The 20,498-nt window shown below is 70.2% G+C and carries 18 protein-coding genes; 13 read left to right on the top strand and 5 right to left on the bottom strand.

The window, feature by feature from the left end; genetic code table 11:
• Positions 1–12: 12 nt before the first annotated feature.
• The 3 genes from ABT114_RS38615 to ABT114_RS38605 are packed head-to-tail and all read right to left on the bottom strand — an operon-like array spanning position 13 to position 3,349.
• Positions 13–1,521 carry an acyl-CoA synthetase gene (locus ABT114_RS38615; RefSeq protein WP_351148404.1) on the bottom strand — a complete coding sequence of 503 codons (1,509 nt, stop codon included), beginning with the start codon at positions 1,519–1,521 and terminating at the stop codon, positions 13–15.
• A gap of 11 nt (positions 1,522–1,532) precedes the next feature.
• Entirely contained in the window at positions 1,533–2,408 is an 876-nt protein-coding gene (locus tag ABT114_RS38610; protein ID WP_351148582.1) for an amidohydrolase family protein, read from the bottom strand.
• A gap of 23 nt (positions 2,409–2,431) precedes the next feature.
• The gene (locus ABT114_RS38605) at positions 2,432–3,349 is read right to left on the bottom strand and encodes an SDR family NAD(P)-dependent oxidoreductase (RefSeq protein ID WP_351148401.1); all 918 of its coding nucleotides are present in this window, start codon (positions 3,347–3,349) and stop codon (positions 2,432–2,434) included.
• A 286-nt stretch (positions 3,350–3,635) separates the two neighbouring features.
• Between ABT114_RS38605 and ABT114_RS38600 the strand changes: the two genes are divergently transcribed.
• Together ABT114_RS38600 and ABT114_RS38595 are read left to right on the top strand one after the other, a co-directional pair.
• Positions 3,636–4,076 (top strand): MarR family winged helix-turn-helix transcriptional regulator, encoded by a 441-nt coding sequence (locus ABT114_RS38600; RefSeq protein ID WP_351148398.1) that lies wholly within the window; start codon positions 3,636–3,638, stop codon positions 4,074–4,076.
• Positions 4,073–4,837: an IclR family transcriptional regulator gene (locus tag ABT114_RS38595; protein ID WP_351148395.1), complete on the top strand. Its 765-nt coding sequence runs from the start codon at positions 4,073–4,075 to the stop codon at positions 4,835–4,837. Before ABT114_RS38600 ends, ABT114_RS38595 begins: the two co-directional genes overlap by 4 nt.
• Before the next feature lie 68 nt (positions 4,838–4,905).
• On the opposite strand, the gene ABT114_RS38590 is transcribed toward ABT114_RS38595, so the two are convergent.
• Positions 4,906–5,949, bottom strand: coding sequence for a DUF8094 domain-containing protein (locus tag ABT114_RS38590; RefSeq protein ID WP_351148393.1), 1,044 nt, complete (start codon positions 5,947–5,949; stop codon positions 4,906–4,908).
• 156 nt (positions 5,950–6,105) lie between these two features.
• Here ABT114_RS38590 and ABT114_RS38585 point away from each other — a divergent pair, with 156 nt between their 5' ends.
• The 4 genes from ABT114_RS38585 to ABT114_RS38570 all read left to right on the top strand — a co-directional run bounded on the left by ABT114_RS38585 (position 6,106) and on the right by ABT114_RS38570 (position 10,446).
• A complete protein-coding gene (locus ABT114_RS38585; protein WP_351148390.1) occupies positions 6,106–7,338 on the top strand; it encodes a L,D-transpeptidase in 1,233 nt (410 codons plus the stop codon).
• 160 nt (positions 7,339–7,498) lie between these two features.
• Positions 7,499–8,890: a glycoside hydrolase family 16 protein gene (locus tag ABT114_RS38580; RefSeq protein WP_351148388.1), complete on the top strand. Its 1,392-nt coding sequence runs from the start codon at positions 7,499–7,501 to the stop codon at positions 8,888–8,890.
• 78 nt (positions 8,891–8,968) lie between these two features.
• A complete protein-coding gene (locus ABT114_RS38575; protein WP_351148386.1) occupies positions 8,969–10,012 on the top strand; it encodes an NADP-dependent oxidoreductase in 1,044 nt (347 codons plus the stop codon).
• 35 nt (positions 10,013–10,047) lie between these two features.
• The gene (locus ABT114_RS38570) at positions 10,048–10,446 is read left to right on the top strand and encodes a MerR family transcriptional regulator (RefSeq protein WP_351148383.1); all 399 of its coding nucleotides are present in this window, start codon (positions 10,048–10,050) and stop codon (positions 10,444–10,446) included.
• A 21-nt stretch (positions 10,447–10,467) separates the two neighbouring features.
• Here ABT114_RS38570 and ABT114_RS38565 read toward each other — a convergent pair whose 3' ends face one another.
• Positions 10,468–11,400 (bottom strand): helix-turn-helix domain-containing protein, encoded by a 933-nt coding sequence (locus ABT114_RS38565; RefSeq protein ID WP_351148380.1) that lies wholly within the window; start codon positions 11,398–11,400, stop codon positions 10,468–10,470.
• A 146-nt stretch (positions 11,401–11,546) separates the two neighbouring features.
• On the opposite strand from ABT114_RS38565, the gene tkt reads away from it, so the two are divergent.
• Genes tkt through ABT114_RS38530 form a run of 7 tightly spaced genes read left to right on the top strand, consistent with a single transcriptional unit; the run spans position 11,547 to position 20,446 of the window.
• Positions 11,547–13,622 (top strand): transketolase, encoded by a 2,076-nt coding sequence (gene tkt, locus ABT114_RS38560; RefSeq protein WP_351148377.1) that lies wholly within the window; start codon positions 11,547–11,549, stop codon positions 13,620–13,622.
• A gap of 19 nt (positions 13,623–13,641) precedes the next feature.
• Entirely contained in the window at positions 13,642–14,784 is a 1,143-nt protein-coding gene (tal, locus tag ABT114_RS38555; protein WP_351148374.1) for a transaldolase, read from the top strand.
• Positions 14,784–16,388: a glucose-6-phosphate dehydrogenase gene (gene zwf / locus ABT114_RS38550; RefSeq protein ID WP_351148372.1), complete on the top strand. Its 1,605-nt coding sequence runs from the start codon at positions 14,784–14,786 to the stop codon at positions 16,386–16,388. Before tal ends, zwf begins: the two co-directional genes overlap by 1 nt.
• Positions 16,385–17,320 (top strand): glucose-6-phosphate dehydrogenase assembly protein OpcA, encoded by a 936-nt coding sequence (gene opcA / locus ABT114_RS38545; RefSeq protein ID WP_351148369.1) that lies wholly within the window; start codon positions 16,385–16,387, stop codon positions 17,318–17,320. Before zwf ends, opcA begins: the two co-directional genes overlap by 4 nt.
• Positions 17,313–18,959, top strand: coding sequence for a glucose-6-phosphate isomerase (pgi, locus tag ABT114_RS38540; protein WP_351148366.1), 1,647 nt, complete (start codon positions 17,313–17,315; stop codon positions 18,957–18,959). Before opcA ends, pgi begins: the two co-directional genes overlap by 8 nt.
• Positions 18,960–18,965: 6 nt before the next feature.
• Entirely contained in the window at positions 18,966–19,844 is an 879-nt protein-coding gene (gene gnd / locus ABT114_RS38535) for a phosphogluconate dehydrogenase (NAD(+)-dependent, decarboxylating) (protein WP_351148364.1), read from the top strand.
• Between the two features lie 8 nt (positions 19,845–19,852).
• Positions 19,853–20,446 (top strand): histidine phosphatase family protein, encoded by a 594-nt coding sequence (locus tag ABT114_RS38530; protein ID WP_351148361.1) that lies wholly within the window; start codon positions 19,853–19,855, stop codon positions 20,444–20,446.
• The last annotated feature ends 52 nt before the right edge of the window (positions 20,447–20,498 follow it).

Genomic DNA, 20,498 nt, shown 5'->3' with positions numbered 1-20,498 from the left:
GTGGCTTGTTCCTTAGGGGAGTTGGTTACCGTAGCGCTTGCGGACCCGGGACTTGAGGAGCTTCCCGGAGGCGGTGCGCGGGAGTTCGGCCGCGACCACCACCGACTTGGGGATCTTGTACTTGGCGAGGCGGCCGGCCAAGGAGGCGAGCACCTCCTCGGGGTCGAGGTCGATGCCCTCGCGGGGCACGACGACCGCGCGCGGCACCTCGCCCCACTTGTCGTCGGCCACGCCGATGACCGCGCACTCGACGATGCCGGGGTGGGCGAGGAGGAGGTCCTCGATCTCGGCGGGGTAGATGTTCTCGCCCCCGGAGATGATCATGTCCTTGATGCGGTCGACGATGTGGACGTAGCCGTCCTCGTCGACCCGGGCCGCGTCCCCACTGCGGAACCAGCCGTCGGCAAAGGAGGCCGCGGTCTCCTCCGGCAGCCCCCAGTAGCCGGGCATGACGTGCGGCCCGCGGACCACGACCTCGCCGGTCTCGCCGAGTCCGACCGCCGTGAGGTCGGGGCGTACGACCCGTACGTCGCTGAAGAAGTGCGGCACGCCCGCCGAACCCGCCTTGCTCACCGCGTGTTCCGCGTCCAGGAAGAGGGTTCCGGGCGCGGCCTCCGTCATGCCGTAGCCCTGGAGGAAGGTCAGCCCGCGTTCCTGGTAGGCGGCGATCAGCGGGGTCGAAACCGGGGAGCCGCCGCAGGTGAGGATGCGCAGGGAGGACAGGTCGGCATCCGGCCAGCGCGGATGCCGGGCGATCTGGTCGAACATCGTCGGCACCCCGAACATGAAGGTGATCCGGTGGCGTTCGATCAGGTCGAAGGTCGCGTCCGGGTCGAAGGCCTCGACCAGGACGCAAGCGCCGCCCTTCAGCAGCACCGGCAGGGTGAGCATGTTCAGGCCGGCGGTGTGGAACAGCGGGGCGCAGACCAGGGCGCGTTCGTCGGCGATCAGGTCGGTGTCGACGAGGACGTTGATCGCGTTCCAGGTGAGGTTGCCGTGGGTGAGCATGGCGCCCTTGGGGCGGCCGGTCGTGCCCGAGGTGTACATGATGATGCAGGTGTCGTCGGCGCCGACCGGCTCGTCGATGGGCTCTTCGGCTGCCGACGCCAGCGCCTCCTCGTATTCGGCGCCGACCGCGACGTACGTCCGTACGTCCGTGCTGCCCGGCAGTCCGGCGACGAGACCGGCGTACGCGGGGCCGTGGACGAGGGCCTTCGCGCCGGAGTCGGCGAGCTGGTAGGCGATCTCCGGTCCGGCGAGGCGGGTATTGAGGGGGACGAAGACCGCGCCGAGCGTGCCCGACGCGAACAGCGTCTCGAGGTAGGAGGGGTGGTTGGGTCCGAGGTAGGCGACGCGGTCGCCGCGCCGGATACCCCGGGCGCGCAGGGCGTGGGCCAGACGGGTGGTGCGTGTATGCAGTGTGCGGTAGTCGGTCGACGTCTCACCGTGGACCAGGGCGGTGCGGTGCGGGGTCTTGCGGGCCCGGCGTGCGGGCCACGACCCCAGTCCCTCGTTGCGCATCTCCGGCCCCTTTACGGTTTCGTCAGCCCGAGCAAACGGGCGGCGTTCTCCTTGAGGATCTTCGGCCTGACCTCGTCCTTGATCGGCAGCTTCGCGAAGTCGGCGAGCCAGCGGTCGGGGGTGAGGACGGGGAAGTCGGAGCCGAAGAGGACCTTGTCCTTGAGCAGGGTGTTGGCGTACTGCACGAGCTGCGGCGGGAAGTACTTCGGCGACCAGCCGGACAGGTCGATGTGCACACCGGGCTTGTGCGTGGCCACGGCGAGGGCCTCGTCCTGCCAGGGGAAGGACGGGTGCGCCAGGATGATCTTCAGATGCGGGAAGTCGGCGGCGACGTCGTCCACGTGCAGGGGGTTGGAGTACTTGAGGCGGATTCCGCCGCCGCCCGGGACGCCGGCGCCGATGCCCGTCTGGCCTGTGTGGAACAGGGCGATGGCGCCGGTCTCCTCGATCACCTCGTAGAGGTCGTACGCCACCGAGCGGTCGTTGGGGAAGAAGCCCTGGATGCTGGGGTGGAACTTGAAGCCCTTCACCCCGTACTCCTCGACCAGACGGCGGGCCTGCCGGACGCCCGCCTTGCCGCGGAAGGGGTCGATGGAAGCGAAGGGGATGAGGACGTCCGGGTTGGCGGCCGCCGCTTCCGCCACCTCCTCGTTCGGGACCGGTTCCGTGCCCGTCGCGGACTCGGCGTCCACCGTGAAGATCACGGCGGCCATCTTCCGCTCCCGGTAGTAGGCGGCGGTCTCCTCCAGAGTCGGCTTCCGCTTGCCCTCGACCTTGAAGTAGGCGGAGGAGGCGTCGTGCAGGTCGTCGTCCAGGGAGGAGTGCCCCTTGGAGGAGACCTCCGCGTGGGTGTGGACGTCGATCGCGACGAGGTCGTCGAGGTTCATGGAGGGGTTCGTGGAGGGGGTCATCACGCCTCCGGGAACTTGGGGGCCGGAATGCCCACCGTCTGGAGCTCGGCGCCGACCGAGGTGGGCCAGGCGTCGGCCAGGGCGTCGGGGGTCCAGCCGCCGTCGGCGTATGCCGCCCTGATCTCCTGCGGATGCGACCAGAGTGCCACCTTGTCGCCGCCGATGCCGATGGCCTGGCCGGTGATGCCGCGGGCCGCCTCGGAGGCGAGGAAGGGGACGAGGGCGGCGCAGTCCTCGGGGGTGCCGAAGCCCTCGCCCTTGCGCAGGAAGTCCGGCAGCGGCTCACCGTTCCTCATGGCCTCGACGTACGGGGCGAAGGCGGGGATGGTCTCGGTCATGGCGGTGGCGGCGACCGGCACGATCGCGTTCACGGTGATGCCGGCCCTGCCCAGCTCCATGGACCAGGTGCGGGCCATGGCGGCGATGCCGGCCTTGGCCGCGGCGTAGTTCGTCTGCCCGAAGTTGCCGCGCTGCCCGGCCGGGGAGCCGACCAGGATCAGACTGCCGCCCTCGCCCTGCTCGCGCATGCGTACGGCGGCGGCGCGGGCGCAGGTGAAGGTGCCCTTGAGGTGGGTGGTGAGCACCGCGTCGAAGTCGTCGTCGGTCATCTTCCACAGGACCTTGTCGCGCAGGATGCCCGCGTTGGTGACCAGGATGTCCAGCCGCCCGAACTCCTCGACCGCCCTGTTCACGAGCCGGTCCGCGGCCGCCGCGGTGCCGACCGCGACCACCTCGGCGACGGCCGTGCCGCCCGCCTCGGTGATGGACTTGACGGCCTGCTCGGCCACGGCCTCGTCGACGTCGTTGACCACCACGGACGCGCCGTGGGCGGCCAGGGCGTGCGCATAGGCGAGGCCGAGGCCCCGGCCGCTGCCCGTGACGACGGCGGCCTTGCCGGTGAGATCGATGCTGGACACGGGAGAGTCCCTTCACGAGGTGCTGCGGGCGATGCGGCCAGGTGCGGCTGATTGCGGCCGTTGCAACTGACCGCGGCTGGTTGCGGCTGGTTGCAGTCGCCGCGACCACGAGATCGAAGCTAAGAGCAATAATTGTTGACGTCAATAGTTGTTGCCGACCGATGGGGTGAGTCAGACTGGGACCAGTACCGCAGAACCGCCCCCGACCGGGGCCTCGACCAGGGAGCCCGCCATCGCCCGCCAGCACGCCACGAACCCCGTTTCCGTCGACGCGCAGGAGCCGTGGATGCGTACGCTGCACGCCGACACGGGCTATCTGCTGTACCGGCTGGGCCTGCGCTCGGGGCAACTGTTCAACGCCTTCCTCCAGGAGTCGGGCCTGCGCCTGCGCCACTACGCGCTGCTGCGTTTCCTCGCCGCCGGCGACGGCGTCCTCCAGCGCGAGCTGAGCGAGCGGCTGGGCTACGACCCGAGCGCGATCGTCGGCCTGGTGGACGACCTGGAGAAACTGGGCTTCGCCGAGCGCCGTCCCGCCCCGGACGACCGCCGCAGCCGGATCGTCGTACTGACCGAGGCCGGCCGCGCCTTCCTGCACGGCACCGACGAGGCGAGCCTGCACGTCACCAACGAACTGCTGGCGCCCCTCGACCCCGCCGAGCGGGAGACCCTGCACACGCTGCTCCAGCGGGCGGCGGAGGCGGGGCTCGGCGGAGAAACCCGGCCATGACCACCACGCGTTCCGCGCCCGACCGCCTGCTGTCGGTGCTGGCCGCGTTCGACCACGAGCATCCGGCGCTGTCCCTGACGGACATCAGCCGCCGGGCCGGACTGACGCTGACCACCGCGCACCGACTGGTGGGCGCGCTCACCGAGTGGGGCGCGCTGGAACGGGACGCGACCGGCGTCTACCACGTCGGGCTCAGACTCTGGGAAGTCGCGGCACTCGCACCGCGCGGTCTCGCGCTGCGCCAGGTCGCACTGCCCTACCTGGAGGACCTGTACGAGGCGACGCACGAGAACGTGCAGTTGGCGGTGCGGGACGGATCGGACGTCGTCTACATCGAGTGGCTCTCCGGCCGCTCGTCGGTCGGCGTCCACATCCGCGTCGGCGCGCGCTGGCCGCTGCACGCCACCGGCGTCGGGCTCGCGCTGCTGGCCCACGGCGAGCCGGAGTTCCAGGAACGGTACTGCGCGGGCCCGTTGGCCTCCTTCACGCCGCACACCCTCACCGACCCGGCACGCCTGCGCCGCGAACTGGCCGAAGTGCGGCGTGCCGGAGTGGCGGTGAGCAACCGTCAGGTCACCGACGACGCGCTGTCGGTGGCGGCCCCGGTGCGCGGTCCGGGCGGTACGGTGGTCGCCGCCGCATCGGTCGTCGTACCCCACATCCACGCCCGAATAGCGGTGTTGATACCGGCGGTGCGGCTCGCGGCGCGCGGGATCTCGCGGGCGCTGGGCTGGCGCCCGGAGGACCAGCAGCGCTGCTGACCGCCCGGCCCACCCGGCCCACCCGCGCGGCACCTACCGGGACCGCGGTCGTACGCGCCCGATGGGTGTCATTGGGCGTAGGTCAGCTGCTCCTGGTATCCGGTGACGCGGACCTTCTTCCCGGACGGGGGCACCACGGCCATGGCGATCACCGACTCGGTGCGGCTGAGGTTCAGGATCGTGGTCCTGCCGTTCAGATAGATCTTGGTGACGACGGGCAGGTCGTCGAGGTGCAGTTCACTGCCGGGGCACTCGGCCTTCGTCCAGTTCTTGTAGACGAACCCGAAGTCGTAGAGGACCAGCGCGCCGCCGTCCTCGGTCTTCACGCCGTACGCCGCGTCGGCGCCGCCGGCACCGGCCTCGTAGCTGCCGTCGACGCAGTCGTCCTTGAAGGACGCACGGTTGGCATACGCCTTCTTCCAGGCCTTGACGGAGTCCGTGTCGGTGAAGGCGCCGGCCGCCTTCTTGCCGCCGGTCACGTAGAAGTCCTGGGACAGCCCGATCAGGTCGCCCGCCTTCACCGACCCCACCTTGTCGGTCGCCGCGACCGGGGTGACGAACCCGTCGCCGTCCTCGGCGACGGCCGGCAGCCCGTCGGTGATCTCGCCGACGGCGACCGCCTTCCAGGTCTTGCCGCTCTTGGCCGTCTCGTCGACGACCTGCTTGAAGGCGACCAGCCGACGGCGGTCCTTGTCGATGCTCGCGCCGGTGATCCGGGTGTCCACCATGAAGAACTCGGCGGATCCCTTCGGCGGGATGTAGAAGTGGGCGTCCGCGACGGGGTAGGAGAAGGGGACCTCGGAGTCCGCCTGCTCCTTCTTCGTCCACGCCGGGTACTGCTGGAAGGACGCCTGGCTCTGCGACAGCAGCGCGCCGCTCTCCACGGTCGCCGTCTTCTCGGCGTCCTGCGTGGCGTTCGCCGCGTTGTTGACCTTCACGTAGGCGCGCAGGACGCCCTTCGCCTCCGCCAGCGAGACCACCCCGCCCGTGCCACCCCCCTCGCCCTTGCCCTCGGAGGATCCCCCCGTGCCACCCGAGCCCGAGCAGGCGGTGAGGGCGACGGCGCAGACGGCGGCGCAGACGGACAGCAGACGGTTACGGCGCAGACTCATGGTTCCCCTGTCGTGGTCCGGACCTGATCACGGCAGGTTAGCGACTGCACACATCCTCACGGAAATCTCAGGCCACTGACCGGGGATTCAAAGGAGCGCCCCAGGTAGGAGTCGCAGGATGCACCCGCATACGTGGACATCTCAGGAAGGCGAACCGTGGGCGTCTCGCACATATCGAACCGGTCGGAGCAGCTGCCGGAGAGGTGGTCCCGGCGTGGGGTCCTCGCGATCCTCGGCGCCGTGTCGGGTGCCGCACTGACCGGGTGCAGCAGCGGAACGGCGGACGCCTCGGAGGGGACGACGGCAACCGTGAAGGCGGCGGCGACGAAGAAGCCGGTCGTCTCGGTCACGCCCGCCGACGGCACCAAGAAGGCCGGTTTCACCAGCCCCGTCGAGGTCACCGTGACCGACGGCACCTTCGCGTCCGTGACGGTCACCGGCAATGACGGCTCCACCCTGGCCGGGTCCTTCAACGACGCGAAGACCAAGTGGACCTCGGCGAAGAACCCGTACTCGGGCACCAAGTACACGGTCACGACCCAGGTGCAGGGGGCCGCCGCCCGGACCGCGACCTTCACCACGAAGTCGCCCGGTGAGACGTTCGTCGGCTACTTCACGCCCGAGGCGAACTCCACCTCCGGCGTCGGCATGCCCGTGTCGATCAACTTCACCCATGCGGTCGCGGACCGGGCCGCGGTCGAGAAGGCGATCACCGTGACCGCCGAGCCCGCCGTCGAGGTGGTCGGCCACTGGTTCAGCGACACCCGACTCGACTTCCGGCCGGAGACGTACTGGGCGGCCGGTACGAAGATCACGCTCAGTCTGCGGTTGAAGGACGTCGAGGGAACGGATGGTGTCTACGGTATGCAGTCGAAGGACGTCACCTTCCACATCGGCCGCGAGCAGATCACCACGGTCGACCTCGCCAGCAAGCAGATGACAGTGAAGAGGGACGGCACGACTCTCGCCACCTACCCGGTCACCGGCGGCGACTCCGACCACACCACCTGGTCCGGGATCATGGTGATCAGCGAGCGGCTCAAGGAGACCCGCATGGAGTCCTCGACGGTCGGGCTCGGCGACGAGTACGACATCGCGGACGTCCCGCACGCCCAGCGCCTGACCACGTCCGGCACCTTCATCCACGGCAACTACTGGGCCTCCACATCGGTGTTCGGCAGCCAGAACACCAGCCACGGCTGCGTCGGCCTGCACGACGCCAAGGGCGCGAACGACTCCTCCGTGGCGGGCTACAAGTTCTACAACAGCTCGATGCTCGGCGACGTGGTGATCGTGAAGAACTCGGGCGAGCGGACGGTCACCCCGTCCAACGGCCTCAACGGCTGGAACCTGTCCTGGGCGGACTGGAAGGCGGGGAGTGCGCTTTAGCACGTATACGGCGTTCATGGCGTGAACGTCCCTGCCCCGAAAGGACTTTCCCTGCTTTAACTCTTGACGACCCCGGTGACGGAGAGCACATTGGGCCCACTTTGAGAGCGCTCTCAAGGGCATCCCCGCAGCCCATCACTCCGTACCCGAGAGGCACCCCATGAGTGCAACCTCCGGCATACCCAGACGGCGACGCGCGCTCATCGCCGTACTCAGCACGCTCGGCCTGGCGGCCGCGGTCGCCACGGCCGCCACCCAGTCCGCCGACGCCTCCGCCCCCACCCCTGCGTCCGGTTGGACGCAGGTCTTCCTCGACGACTTCAACGGCACCGCCGGCTCCGGCGTCAACACCTCCGACTGGCAGTACGACACCGGAACTTCGTATCCCGGCGGCCCCGCAAACTGGGGCACCGGCGAGGTCGAGACGATGACGTCGAGCACGAACAACGTCTCGTTGGACGGCAGCGGCAACCTGCGCATCACCCCGCTGCGCGACTCCGCCGGCAACTGGACCTCGGGCCGCATCGAGACCACGCGGACCGACTTCCAGCCCCCGGCCGGCGGCAAGCTGCGCGTCGAGGCCCGTCTGCAGATGCCCAACGTCACCGGCACCGCCGCCGAGGGCTACTGGCCGGCGTTCTGGGCGCTGGGCGCGCCCTACCGGGGCAACTACCAGAACTGGCCGGGCGTCGGTGAGCTGGACATCATGGAGAACGTCCAGGGCCTGAACAAGGTCTGGGCCACGATGCACTGCGGCACCAACCCGGGCGGCCCGTGCAACGAGACCACCGGCATCGGCAACTCCGTCGCATGTCCCGGCACGACCTGCCAGTCCGGCTTCCACACCTACACCATGGAGTGGGACCGCTCGGTGAGCCCGGAAGCCATCCGCTTCTACGTCGACGGCGTCAACTACCACACCGTCACCGCCAACCAGGTCGACGCGACGACCTGGACCAACGCCACCAACCACGGTTACTTCCTCATCCTGAACGTGGCGATGGGCGGCGCCTTCCCGGACGCGCTCGGCGGCGGCCTGGACAGCGCCACCGAGTCCGGCCACCCGATGGTCGTGGACTACGTGCAGGTGCTCCAGTCGACGGGAAGTGGGAGCGGTACCACATCCCCGCCGTCCGGCAACCGCGACGCCTACAGCGCCATCCAGGCCGAGTCCTACGACAGCCAGTCCGGCACCAGCACCGAGACCACCACCGACACCGGCGGCGGCCAGGACATCGGTTCGCTCGCAAACGGCGACTGGGCGCTGTACAAGAGCGTCGCCTTCGGCTCCACGGCGGCCACGCAGTTCTACGCCCGGGTCGCGAGCGGTGCCGGATCGGGCGTCAGCGGTCTGGTCGAGGTGCGCCTGGACAGCCGTACCAGCACCCCCATAGGCAGCTTCTCGCTGGCCAACACCGGGGGCTGGCAGTCCTGGCGGACGGTCCCGGCGAACATCAGCTCCGTGACCGGCACCCACGACGTCTACCTGACCTTCACCAGCGGCCAGTCCGCGGACTTCGTGAACGTCAACTGGTTCGACTTCGGCCACTGACACGGGTGCCGTGACCGACCGTCGGCGGCGCCGGGCGGCTTGACCTTCACGTATGCGTCAACCTCTAGCGTCGCCGACATGACCACCTCCCCGAACACCACTCCGAAGAGCACGAGCACGTCCCGCACCGGCCTGGAGGCTCGTCTCGCCGCCCGGCCGGACGGGTTCCCGGCCCCCGACGCCTTCGAGATCGCCGAGGTCCCGGTCCCCGATCCGGCACCCGGGCAGGTACTCGTCCGCAACCTGTTCATGTCCCTCGACCCCGGCATGCTCCTGCTGATCGCGGACGAGCCCGGCCTTCCGATGCCGCGCTACGAAGTCGGCGAGCCGATGTACGGGGACGCGGTCGGCGAGGTGATCGCCTCGGCCGACACCTCCCTGGCCGAGGGGGACCTGGTGGTGCACCGGCTGGGCTGGCGGGAGTACGCGGTGGCGGGGGCCGGGGCGTTCCGCCGGGTCGACCGGGCCGCCTACCCGAGCCCGTCCCTGCACCTCTCCTTCGGCCTGGTCGCCTACGTCGGTCTCCTGGAGGCGGCCGAACTGCGTCCGGGCGACACCGTGTTCGTCTCCAGCGCGGCCGGTGCCACGGGCGGCATGGCCGGTCAGATCGCCCGGCTGAAGGGGGCGGCCCAGGTGATCGGCAGCGCCGGATCGCCCGAGAAGGTGGCCCACCTGACCGGGAAGCTCGGTTTCGACGCGGCCTTCGACTACCACGACGGTCCCGTCGTGGACCGGCTGCGCGAGGCCGCGCCCGACGGCATCGACGTGTACTTCGACAACGTGGGCGGCGAGCAGCTGCGGGCCGCGATCGAGGTCATGAACGTGCACGGCCGCATCGCGGTGTGCGGGGCGCTCAACCGGCAGCGCGCCGCCCGCCCCGACGCGGGTCCCGGCGATCTGCTGAGTGTCGTCGGCAAGCGGCTGACCATCCGCGGCTTCACTCTCCGGGACCACCTGGACCGGGCGGCCGAGTTCGGGGAGCAGTTCCGCGGCTGGCTGCGCGACGGATCGATCGTCCACGACGAGACGGTCGTCGACGGGCTGGCGAACGCGCCCCGGGCCCTGCGGGACCTGGTGGGCGGCGCGTACACCGGGAAGACCGTGGTACGGCTGGGGAGTTGACCGTGTCGTACATGTGACGACGGAGGTGGCTTTCGATGTTGATCGGTGACCTGGCCGCGCGGACCGGGACCACCACCCGCGCCCTGCGCTACTACGAGGAGCAGGGACTGCTGGACTCCGAGCGGACCTCGGCGGGCTACCGGGTGTACGGGCCGGGCGCGGTGGCCCGGGTCCACAACATCCGCGACCTGCTGGCCTCCGGGTTCACGGTGGAGAACGTCAAGTCCTTCGTCCGCTTCCTCGACGCCGATCTGCCCGAGGTGTTCGCGTACTCGGCGTCGTGCGCCGCCAACTACGCCGTCGGCGCCCAGCGGGTCGCCGACCTGGAGGAGCGGATCGCGGCCCTCGGCAGGATGCGCGACACGCTGGTGCGCCGGATGCCCTGGCTGGGCGAGCAGGTCGCGTCGCAGGAGCGATCGCGGGAGCTGTCGTAGAGGCTGTCGTAAGCACCCCGGCTAGCGCAGCTCCGCCCGGAACGCCGCCGGCGTCAGGTCCGTGTGCTGGTGGAAGAACTTGGAGAAGTTCGCCGCGTCCGGGAAGCCGACGGCCGCGCCGACCCGGCCGATCGGCAGGTCCGTGTGGGCGAGGAGGCGCTTGGCCTCCAGGGCGACGCGTTTGTCGATGAAGCCCTTGGGCGTCTCGCCGGTGGCGGCGCGGACCGCGCGGACGAGGGTGCGGCGGGAGTAGCCGAGGGCGTCGGCGTAGGCGCTGACGCTGTGGTTGGTGGCGAAGTCCCGCTCGACCGCGTCCCGGAAGAGGGTGAAGGTGGTGTCGGCCTGGCGACGCGCGGCCTCGGCGGAGCTCGCGGCGAGATGGGCCAGCCGCAGCAGGAACGCGGTCAGGGTGTGCCTCAGCACCGCCGTGTGCAGGCTCAGCGGCAGGGTCGCGCTGTCCTCGTACTCGCGCTCCAGCTGGGCCAGGGCGGCCCGCAGCCCGGCGAGCTGCGCCGCGTCGGGGCGGAGCAGGGGCGGCAGGTCGTAGCGGTAGAGGCCGGTGGCCTCGACGGTGGCGCGGGGCAGGAAGCCGGGCTGCATGGTCAGGACGGTTCCGCGGTACTCGCTCGTCCTGGAGAAGCGGTGGACCTGGCCCGGACGGATCCACAGCACGTCACCGGCCGCGGCCTCGTACTCAGCGAAGTCGATCATGTGGCGTACGGGGCCTTCGTCGAAGAGCATCACGACGTGGAAGTCGATGCGGTGGACGCGTTCGAGGGGCGCGTCGGCGTGCCAGGTGCGGCCGGTGCCCATCGGGCCGGCCTGCATGCCGACACCGCCGACGCTCAGATCGACCGGGAAGGGGAAGGTTCTGATCCCGTCATCGCCGCCGCCGCTGTCCGCGCCCCTGGTCTTGCCCTGGGTGGTTGCACCTTGGGTGCTTGTGTCCGCCATGTCCTTCTCGTGCCGCCCTGGTCGTGCTACCGGTGTCCCACTTTCACCACAGGCTGGCACACGATCACCTTCCCTCGTAAAAGTCAGACTTTTAAGGTTGAACGCATCAGACGATAGTTACCGCTCCCATCGAGGATTTCTTGAAGATGAGCAGGCAGACGCCCGACAGCTTCGAGTGGACCGAACTCGACCGACGTGCCGTCGACACCGCCCGCCTTCTGGCGGCGGATGCCGTACAGCAGGTCGGCAACGGCCATCCCGGCACCGCGATGAGCCTGGCCCCGGCCGCATACACGATCTTTCAGAAGGTGATGCGTCACGATCCGGCGGACCCCGAGTGGACCGGCCGTGACCGCTTCGTACTTTCCCCCGGTCACACCTCGCTGACCCTCTACACGCAGCTCTTCCTCTCCGGGTACGAGCTGGAGCTGGACGACCTGAAGGCGTTCCGCACGCACGGCTCGAAGACGCCGGGTCACCCCGAGTACGGACACACGGCCGGCGTCGAGACCACCACCGGCCCGCTGGGCCAGGGGGTCGCCAACGCCGTCGGCATGGCGATGGCGGCCCGCTACGAGCGCGGCCTGTTCGACCCGGACGCCCCCGAGGGCGAGTCCCCCTTCGACCACACCATCTGGGCGATCGTCTCCGACGGCGACCTCCAGGAGGGCGTCTCCGCGGAGGCCTCCTCCCTCGCCGGCCACCAGAGGCTCGGCAACCTGGTCTTCGTCTACGACGACAACCACATCTCCATCGAGGGCGACACCGCCACCGCGTTCTCCGAGGACGTGCTGAAGCGGTACGAGGCCTACGGCTGGCACGTACAGCGGATCGAGCCCACCGCCGACGGGGACATCGACGTCCACGCGTTGCACACGGCGCTGACGGCGGCGCGGGCCGAGACCCGGCGCCCGTCGATCGTCGCGATGCGTACGATCATCGCCTGGCCGGCTCCGAACGCGCGGAACACCGAGGCCTCGCACGGCTCCGCCCTCGGCGCGGAGGAGGTCGCCGCCACCAAGCGCGTCCTCGGCTTCGACCCCGAGCAGTCCTTCCAGGTCGACGCGGACGTCCTCGCCCACACCCGTACGGCCCTCGACCGGGGCGCCGAGGCGCACGCCGCCTGGCACAAGCGGATCGAGGAGTGGCGCGGCACCGAACCGGAGCGCGCGCAGCTGTTCGACCGCGTCGTCGCCGGTCAGCTGCCCGAGGGCTGGCAGGACGCCCTGCCGGTCTTCGAGGAGGGCAAGGCGGTCGCCACCCGCGCAGCCTCCGGCAAGGTGCTCCAGTCCCTCGGCGCGGTGCTCCCCGAGCTGTGGGGCGGCTCGGCCGACCTGGCCGGTTCGAACAACACCACCATCGACAAGACGTCGTCCTTCCTCCCCGCGGGCAATCCGCTGCCGGAGGCGGACCCGTACGGCCGTACGATCCACTTCGGAATCCGCGAGTTCTCGATGGCCGCGGAGATGAACGGCATCGCCCTGCACGGCAACACGCGCGTCTACGGCGGCACCTTCCTGGTGTTCTCCGACTACATGCGCAACGCCGTCCGCATGTCCGCGCTGATGCAGCTGCCGGTGACGTACGTGTGGACGCACGACTCCATCGGCCTGGGCGAGGACGGCCCGACGCACCAGCCGGTCGAGCACCTGGCCTCGCTGCGCGCCATCCCGGGCCTGAACGTGGTCCGCCCGGCCGACGCCAACGAGACGGCCGTCACCTGGGCCGAGATCCTGCGCCGGCACAGCACCGCCCCGGCCCCGCACGGGCTCGCGCTCACCCGTCAGGGCGTACCGACGTACGCGCCGAACCCGGACGCGGCCAAGGGCGGCTACGTCCTGCGTGACGCGTCGACGCAGACCCCCGACGTCGTCCTCCTCGCCACCGGCTCCGAGGTCCAGCTGGCCGTCGCCGCACGCGAGTTGCTGGAGGCCGAGGGGATCGGTACCCGGGTGGTGTCGATGCCGTCCGTGGAGTGGTTCGAGGAGCAGCCGCTCGCCTACCGCGAGCGCGTCCTTCCGCCGTCCGTGCGGGCGCGCGTCGCGATCGAGGCGGGGATCGGTCTGACGTGGTACCGGTTCACAGGTGACGCAGGACGCATCGTCTCCCTCGAACACTTCGGCGCCTCCGCCGACGCGAAGACCCTCTTCGCCGCATACGGCTTCACCCCCGAGAACGTCGCCGCAGCCGCCCGGGAATCCCTGGCCGCCGCCCGCGGTTGATCCGATCGCCAGAAAGAAGATGATCACAGTGACCGAAGCAACCGCGACCGCGGGAGCCCTGGGGCGCCTCAGCGAAGAAGGCGTCTCGATCTGGCTGGACGACCTCTCGCGCAGGCGGATCACATCCGGCAACCTCGCCGGACTCGTCGAGAACAAGCACGTGGTGGGTGTCACCACCAACCCGTCGATCTTCCAGGCCGCGATCGGCTCCGGCGAGGGCTACGAGGAGCAGCTCGCCGACCTGGCCGTGCGGGGCGTCACCGTCGACGAGGCCGTACGCATGATGACGACCGCCGATGTGCGTGCAGCCGCCGATATCCTGCATTCTGTATACACCGCGACCGCCGGCCGCGACGGCCGTGTCTCCATCGAGGTCGACCCCCGCCTCGCCCACGACACGCAGGCCACCATCGCCGAGGCCAAGCAGCTCGCCTGGCTGGTCGACCGTCCCAACGTCATGATCAAGATCCCGGCGACGAAGGCGGGCCTCCCGGCCATCACCGAGGTCATCGGCCTCGGCATCAGCGTCAACGTCACGCTGATCTTCTCCCTGGAGCGCTACCGCGAGGTCATGGACGCCTACCTCGCCGGCCTGGAGAAGGCCCAGGCGGCCGGCCTGGACCTGTCCGCGATCCACTCCGTGGCCTCCTTCTTCGTCTCCCGCGTCGACAGCGAGATCGACAAGCGGCTGACGGTCATCGGCACGGACGAGGCCCTGGCGCTGAAGGGGAAGGCCGCGCTGGCCAACGCGCGGCTCGCCTACGAGGCGTACGAGGATGTCTTCAGCGGCGGCCGCTGGACCGCCCTCGGGGGCGCCAAGGCCAACAAGCAGCGCCCGCTGTGGGCCTCGACGGGCGTGAAGGACCCCTCGTACAAGGACACCCTGTACGTCGACGAGCTGGTCGCCCCCGGCACCGTCAACACCATGCCGGAGGCCACCCTGGACGCCACCGCCGACCACGGTGACATCCACGGCGACTCGGTGACCGGCGGCTATGTACAGGCCCGCGCCGACCTCGCCGCCGTCGAGCGGCTCGGGATCTCCTACGACGAGGTCGTCAAGCAGCTCGAGGACGAGGGCGTCGCCAAGTTCGAGGTGGCCTGGCAGGACCTGCTGGACGCCGTGACGAAGTCACTGAACAGCAAGGGAGTTGACGCGTAATGACCAGCACTCCTGACCAGGAGACGGCGCCGGCCAAGGAGTCGGCACCGGCCCAGGCGCGGATCCCGGTCGTCCCGGCGTCGGAGTGGGTGAACCCGCTGCGTGACCCGCGCGACCGCCGCCTCCCGCGGATCGCCGGCCCGTCCGGGCTCGTCATCTTCGGTGTGACCGGCGACCTCTCCCGCAAGAAGCTGATGCCGGCCGTCTACGACCTGGCCAACCGCGGTCTGCTGCCGCCGGGCTTCTCGCTCGTCGGCTTCGCCCGCCGCGACTGGGAGGACCAGGACTTCGCGCAGGTCGTGCACGACGCGGTCCGCGACCACGCCCGGACGGAGTTCCGCGAAGAGGTCTGGCAGCAGCTCGCCGAGGGCATGCGGTTCATCCCCGGTGACTTCGACGACGACACCGCGTTCAAGCAGCTGCGCGAGGCCGTCGAGGAGCTGAACGCCTCCCGGGGCACCGGCGGCAACTTCGCCTTCTACCTCTCCGTACCGCCGAAGTTCTTCCCGAAGGTCGTCCAGCAGCTGAAGAAGCACGGCCTCGCGAACGCGCCGGAAGGCTCCTGGCGGCGCGCGGTCATCGAGAAGCCGTTCGGCCACGACCTGGCCAGCGCCCGCGAGCTCAACCGGGTCGTGCACGACGTGTTCGAGCCGGACCAGGTGTTCCGCATCGACCACTACCTGGGCAAGGAGACCGTCCAGAACATCCTGGCGCTGCGCTTCGCCAACCAGATGTACGAGCCGATCTGGAACCGGTCCTACGTCGACCACGTGCAGATCACCATGGCCGAGGACATCGGCATCGGCGGCCGCGCCGGCTACTACGACGGCATCGGCGCCGCCCGTGACGTCATCCAGAACCACCTGCTCCAGCTGATGGCCCTCACCGCCATGGAGGAGCCCATCGCCTTCGACGCCGAGGCGCTGCTCACCGAGAAGCTCAAGGTGCTGAAGTCGGTACGGCTGCCCGAGGACCTGGGCAGTCACACCGTCCGGGGGCAGTACGCGGAGGGCTGGCAGGGCGGCGAGAAGGTCATCGGCTACCTCCAGGAAGACGGCATCGACCCCAAGTCGAAGACCGACACGTACGCCGCGATCAAGCTGGAGATCGACAACCGCCGCTGGGCGGGCATCCCCTTCTACCTGCGCGCCGGCAAGCGCCTGGGCCGCCGGGTCACCGAGATCGCGGTCGTCTTCAAGCGCGCCCCGCACTCCCCCTTCGACTCCGCCGCCACCGAGGAACTCGGCCAGAACGCGATCGTCATCCGCGTCCAGCCCGACGAGGGCATGACGGTCCGGTTCGGCTCCAAGGTGCCGGGCACGTCGATGGAGATCCGGGACGTGACGATGGACTTCGCCTACGGCGAGTCGTTCACGCAGTCCAGCCCGGAGGCGTACGAGCGTCTCATCCTGGACGTGCTGCTCGGCGACGCCAACCTGTTCCCCCGTCACCAGGAAGTGGAAGAGTCCTGGAAGATCCTCGACCCGATCGAGGAGTACTGGACGGAGCACGGCAGGCCGGCCCAGTACCGGTCGGGCAGCTGGGGACCCGAGGAAGCCGACGAGATGCTCGCACGAGACGGACGGAGCTGGCGCAGGCCATGAAGATCGACCTCACCGACACCACGGCAAGCAAGATCAACAAGGCGCTGGTGCAGGGCCGCCGCGCCATCGGCACGCCCGCCGTGGGCATGGTTCTGACGATGGTCATCGTCACGGACGAGGAGAACGCCTACGACTCGATCAGGGCGGCCGAGGAGGCCTCGCACGAGCACCCCTCGCGCACCCTGGTCGTCATCAAGCGGCACGCCCGCACCCCGCGCGACCGCACCAACTCCCGCCTCGACGCCGAGGTCCGGGTGGGCGCCGACGCCGGCACCGGCGAGACGGTCGTGCTGCGCACCTACGGCGAGGTGTCCGACCACGCCGGCTCGGTGGTGCTGCCGCTGCTGCTGCCGGACGCGCCGGTCGTCGTGTGGTGGCCGGTGGACGCGCCGGAGAACCCCTCGAAGGATCCGCTGGGCGCGCTGGCCCAGCGCCGGATCACCGACCTGTACGCCGTCGAGCACCCGATCCAGGCACTGGAGACGCGCGTGAAGTCCTACGCGCCCGGCGACACCGACCTCGCCTGGACCCGGCTCACCCCGTGGCGCTCGATGCTGGCCGCGGCCCTGGACCAGGCCCGGGCGAAGATCACCTCGGCGGCCGTGGAGAGCGAGGCCGACAACCCCAGCGCCGAGCTGCTCGCCCGCTGGCTGGAGGCCCGGCTGAAGGTCACGGTCGACCGCGTGGTCACCGCCGGGCCGGTCGTCACGGCCGTGCGGCTCGGCACCGCGGCCGGCGAGATCGTCATCGACCGCCCCGAGGGCCCGCTGGCCACGCTGACCCTGCCGGGCCAGCCGCCGCGCACCCTCGCGTTGAAGGTCCGCTCCACCTCCGAGCTCATCGCCGAGGAGCTGCGCCGCCTCGACGCCGACGAGATGTACGCCGTCGCCCTGCGGGGCGAGGGCACCAAGGAGACCCCCTCCCATGTCTGACTCTCCCCGGCTCACCCGGCGCCCGGAGTGGACGGCGCTCGCCGACCACCGCGCCGAGTGGCAGCCGCAGACGCACCTGCGTGAGCTGTTCGCCACGGATCCCGGGCGCGCGGAGCGCTACGTGGTGCGCGTGGGCGATCTGCGGATCGACTACTCCAAGCACCTCGTCACCGACGAGACCCTCGCCCTGCTCCAGGAGCTGGCCGCCGCCACCGACGTGTTCGGGCTGCGGGACGCCATGTTCCGCGGCGAGAAGATCAACGTCACCGAGCGGCGGGCCGTGCTGCACACCGCGCTGCGGGCGCCTCGGGACGCGGTGGTCGAGGTCGACGGCACCAACGTGGTCCCGCAGGTCCACGCGGTCCTCGACAAGATGAGCGACTTCGCGGACCGCGTCCGCTCGGGCGAGTGGACCGGCCACACCGGCCGGCGGATCCGCACCGTCGTCAACATCGGCATCGGCGGCTCCGACCTCGGCCCGGCGATGGCGTACGAGGCGCTGCGCGCCTACACCGACCGCGATCTGACCGTCCGTTTCGTGTCCAACGTGGACGGCGCCGACCTGCACGAGGCGGTACGGGACCTGGACCCGGCCGAGACGCTGTTCATCGTCGCGTCCAAGACGTTCACCACGATCGAGACCATCACCAACGCCACCTCGGCCCGGTCCTGGCTGCTGCAGGGGCTGGGCGGCGAGGAGAAGGCGGTCGCGAAGCACTTCGTGGCGCTGTCGACGAACGCCGGGAAGGTCACCGAGTTCGGTATCGACCCGGACAACATGTTCGAGTTCTGGGACTGGGTCGGCGGCCGCTACTCCTTCGACTCCGCGATCGGCCTGTCGCTGATGATCGCCATCGGCCCGGACCGGTTCCGCGAGATGCTCGACGGATTCCACACGGTCGACGAGCACTTCCGCACCGCGCCCGCCGAGGCCAACGCCCCCTTGCTGCTGGGCCTGCTGGGCATCTGGTACGGCGACTTCTTCGACGCCCAGTCGCACGCGGTGCTCCCGTACTCGCACTACCTCTCGAAGTTCACCGCCTACCTGCAACAGCTGGACATGGAGTCCAACGGCAAGTCGGTGGACCGCGACGGCAACCCGGTGGACTGGCAGACCGGCCCGGTGGTGTGGGGCACGCCCGGCACCAACGGGCAGCACGCCTACTACCAGTTGCTGCACCAGGGCACCAAGCTGATCCCGGCCGACTTCATCGGCTTCGCGCGGCCCGTGGACGAGCTGAGCGGCGAACTCAAGGCCCAGCACGACCTGTTGATGGCCAATTTCTTCGCCCAGACCCAGGCGCTCGCCTTCGGCAAGACCGCCGAGGAGGTCCGCGCGGAGGGCGTGTCCGAGGAGCAGGTGCCGCACCGCACCTTCAAGGGCAACAAGCCCACCACGACCGTCCTGGCGCGCGAGCTGACCCCGTCGGTCCTCGGCCAGCTGATCGCGCTCTACGAGCACAAGGTGTTCGTCCAGGGCGCGGTGTGGAACATCGACTCCTTCGACCAGTGGGGCGTCGAGCTCGGCAAGGTCCTCGCCAAGCGCGTCGAACCCGCCCTGACCGAGGGCGCGGACGTGCCCGGTCTGGACCCCTCCACCACGGCCCTCGTCGCGGCCTACCGCACGCTTAGGAAGTGAACTGACATGCAGCTCGGTCTGATCGGTCTCGGCAAGATGGGCGGCAACATGCGCGAGCGGATCCGCCGCGCGGGCCACACCGTCATCGGCTACGACCGCAACCCCGAAGTCTCCGACGTGAGCAGCCTGGCCGAACTGGTCGACCGGCTCGAAGCGCCGCGCACCGTCTGGGTGATGGTCCCGGCCGGCGCCGCCACCCAGTCCGTCGTCGACGAGCTCGGCGGTCTGCTGGAGGCCGGCGACACGGTCGTCGACGGCGGCAACTCCCGCTGGACGGACGACGAGAAGCACGCCACGGAGCTCGGCGCCAAGGGCATCGGCTTCGTCGACGCGGGCGTCTCCGGCGGCGTGTGGGGCCTGGAGAACGGCTACGCCCTGATGGTCGGCGGCGACAAGAAGCACGTCGACCGTCTCCAGCCGATCTTCGAGGCGCTCAAGCCGGAGGGCCCGTACGGCTACGTCCACGCGGGCAAGGTGGGCGCCGGCCACTTCTCCAAGATGGTCCACAACGGCATCGAGTACGCCATGATGCAGGCCTACGCCGAGGGCTGGGAGCTCCTGGAGGCCGTGGACTCGGTGACGGACGTCCGCGAGGTGTTCCGCTCCTGGCAGGAGGGCACGGTCATCCGTTCCTGGCTGCTGGACCTGGCCGTGAACGCCCTCGACGAGGACGAGCACCTTCAGAAGCTGCGCGGCTACGCGGAGGACTCCGGCGAGGGCCGCTGGACCGTCGAGGCGGCCATCGACAACGCCGTACCGCTCCCGGCGATCACCGCCTCCCTCTTCGCGCGGTTCGCGTCCCGTCAGGACGACTCCCCGCAGATGAAGATGATCGCCGCCCTGCGCAACCAGTTCGGCGGTCACGCCGTCGAGTCGGCGGAGTAGGCCCGGCCGTGGGGGATCTCCTGCTGGTCCGCCACGGCGAGACGGAGTGGAGCGTGTCGGGTCAGCACACCAGCTACACCGACCTGCCCCTCACCGAGCACGGTGAGGAACAGGCCAAGTCCCTCGCTCCCCTCCTCTCCGCCCGGACCTACGCACTCGCACTCACCAGCCCGCTGCACCGCGCGCTGCGCACCGCCGAACTCGCCGGTGTGATGGGGGCCGTACCCGACCCCGACCTGCACGAGTGGGACTACGGCGCCTACGAGGGCGTCACCACCGTCGAGATACACCGCACCCGCCCCGACTGGTACCTGTGGACCGACGGGGTCCCGCCCGGCCCCGAAGGCCACCCGGGCGAGTCGCCCGCGGAGGTGGGCCGGCGCGCCGACCGTCTGCTGTCCCGGGTCGACGCGGCACTCGCGAGCGGCGACGGCGACGTGATCCTCGTCGCCCACGCCCATTTCCTGCGGGTCCTGACGGCCCGGCGGCTGGGACTGACCCCGGCGGACGGCCGGCTGTTCCAGCTGGCGACGGGGACGGTCAGCCGGCTGTCGACGGAGCACGGCCGACCGGTGATCGCGGAGTGGAACACCCGGCCGTAGCGCCGTGCGCCATGGCCCGGTCCGTTCGGTGAACGGACCGGGCCATGGCCGT

The sequence above is a fragment of the Streptomyces sp. NPDC002088 genome (genome assembly GCF_040296605.1).
GTDB lineage: Bacteria > Actinomycetota > Actinomycetes > Streptomycetales > Streptomycetaceae > Streptomyces.
This window is presented reverse-complemented; position numbering and strand designations above follow the sequence as displayed.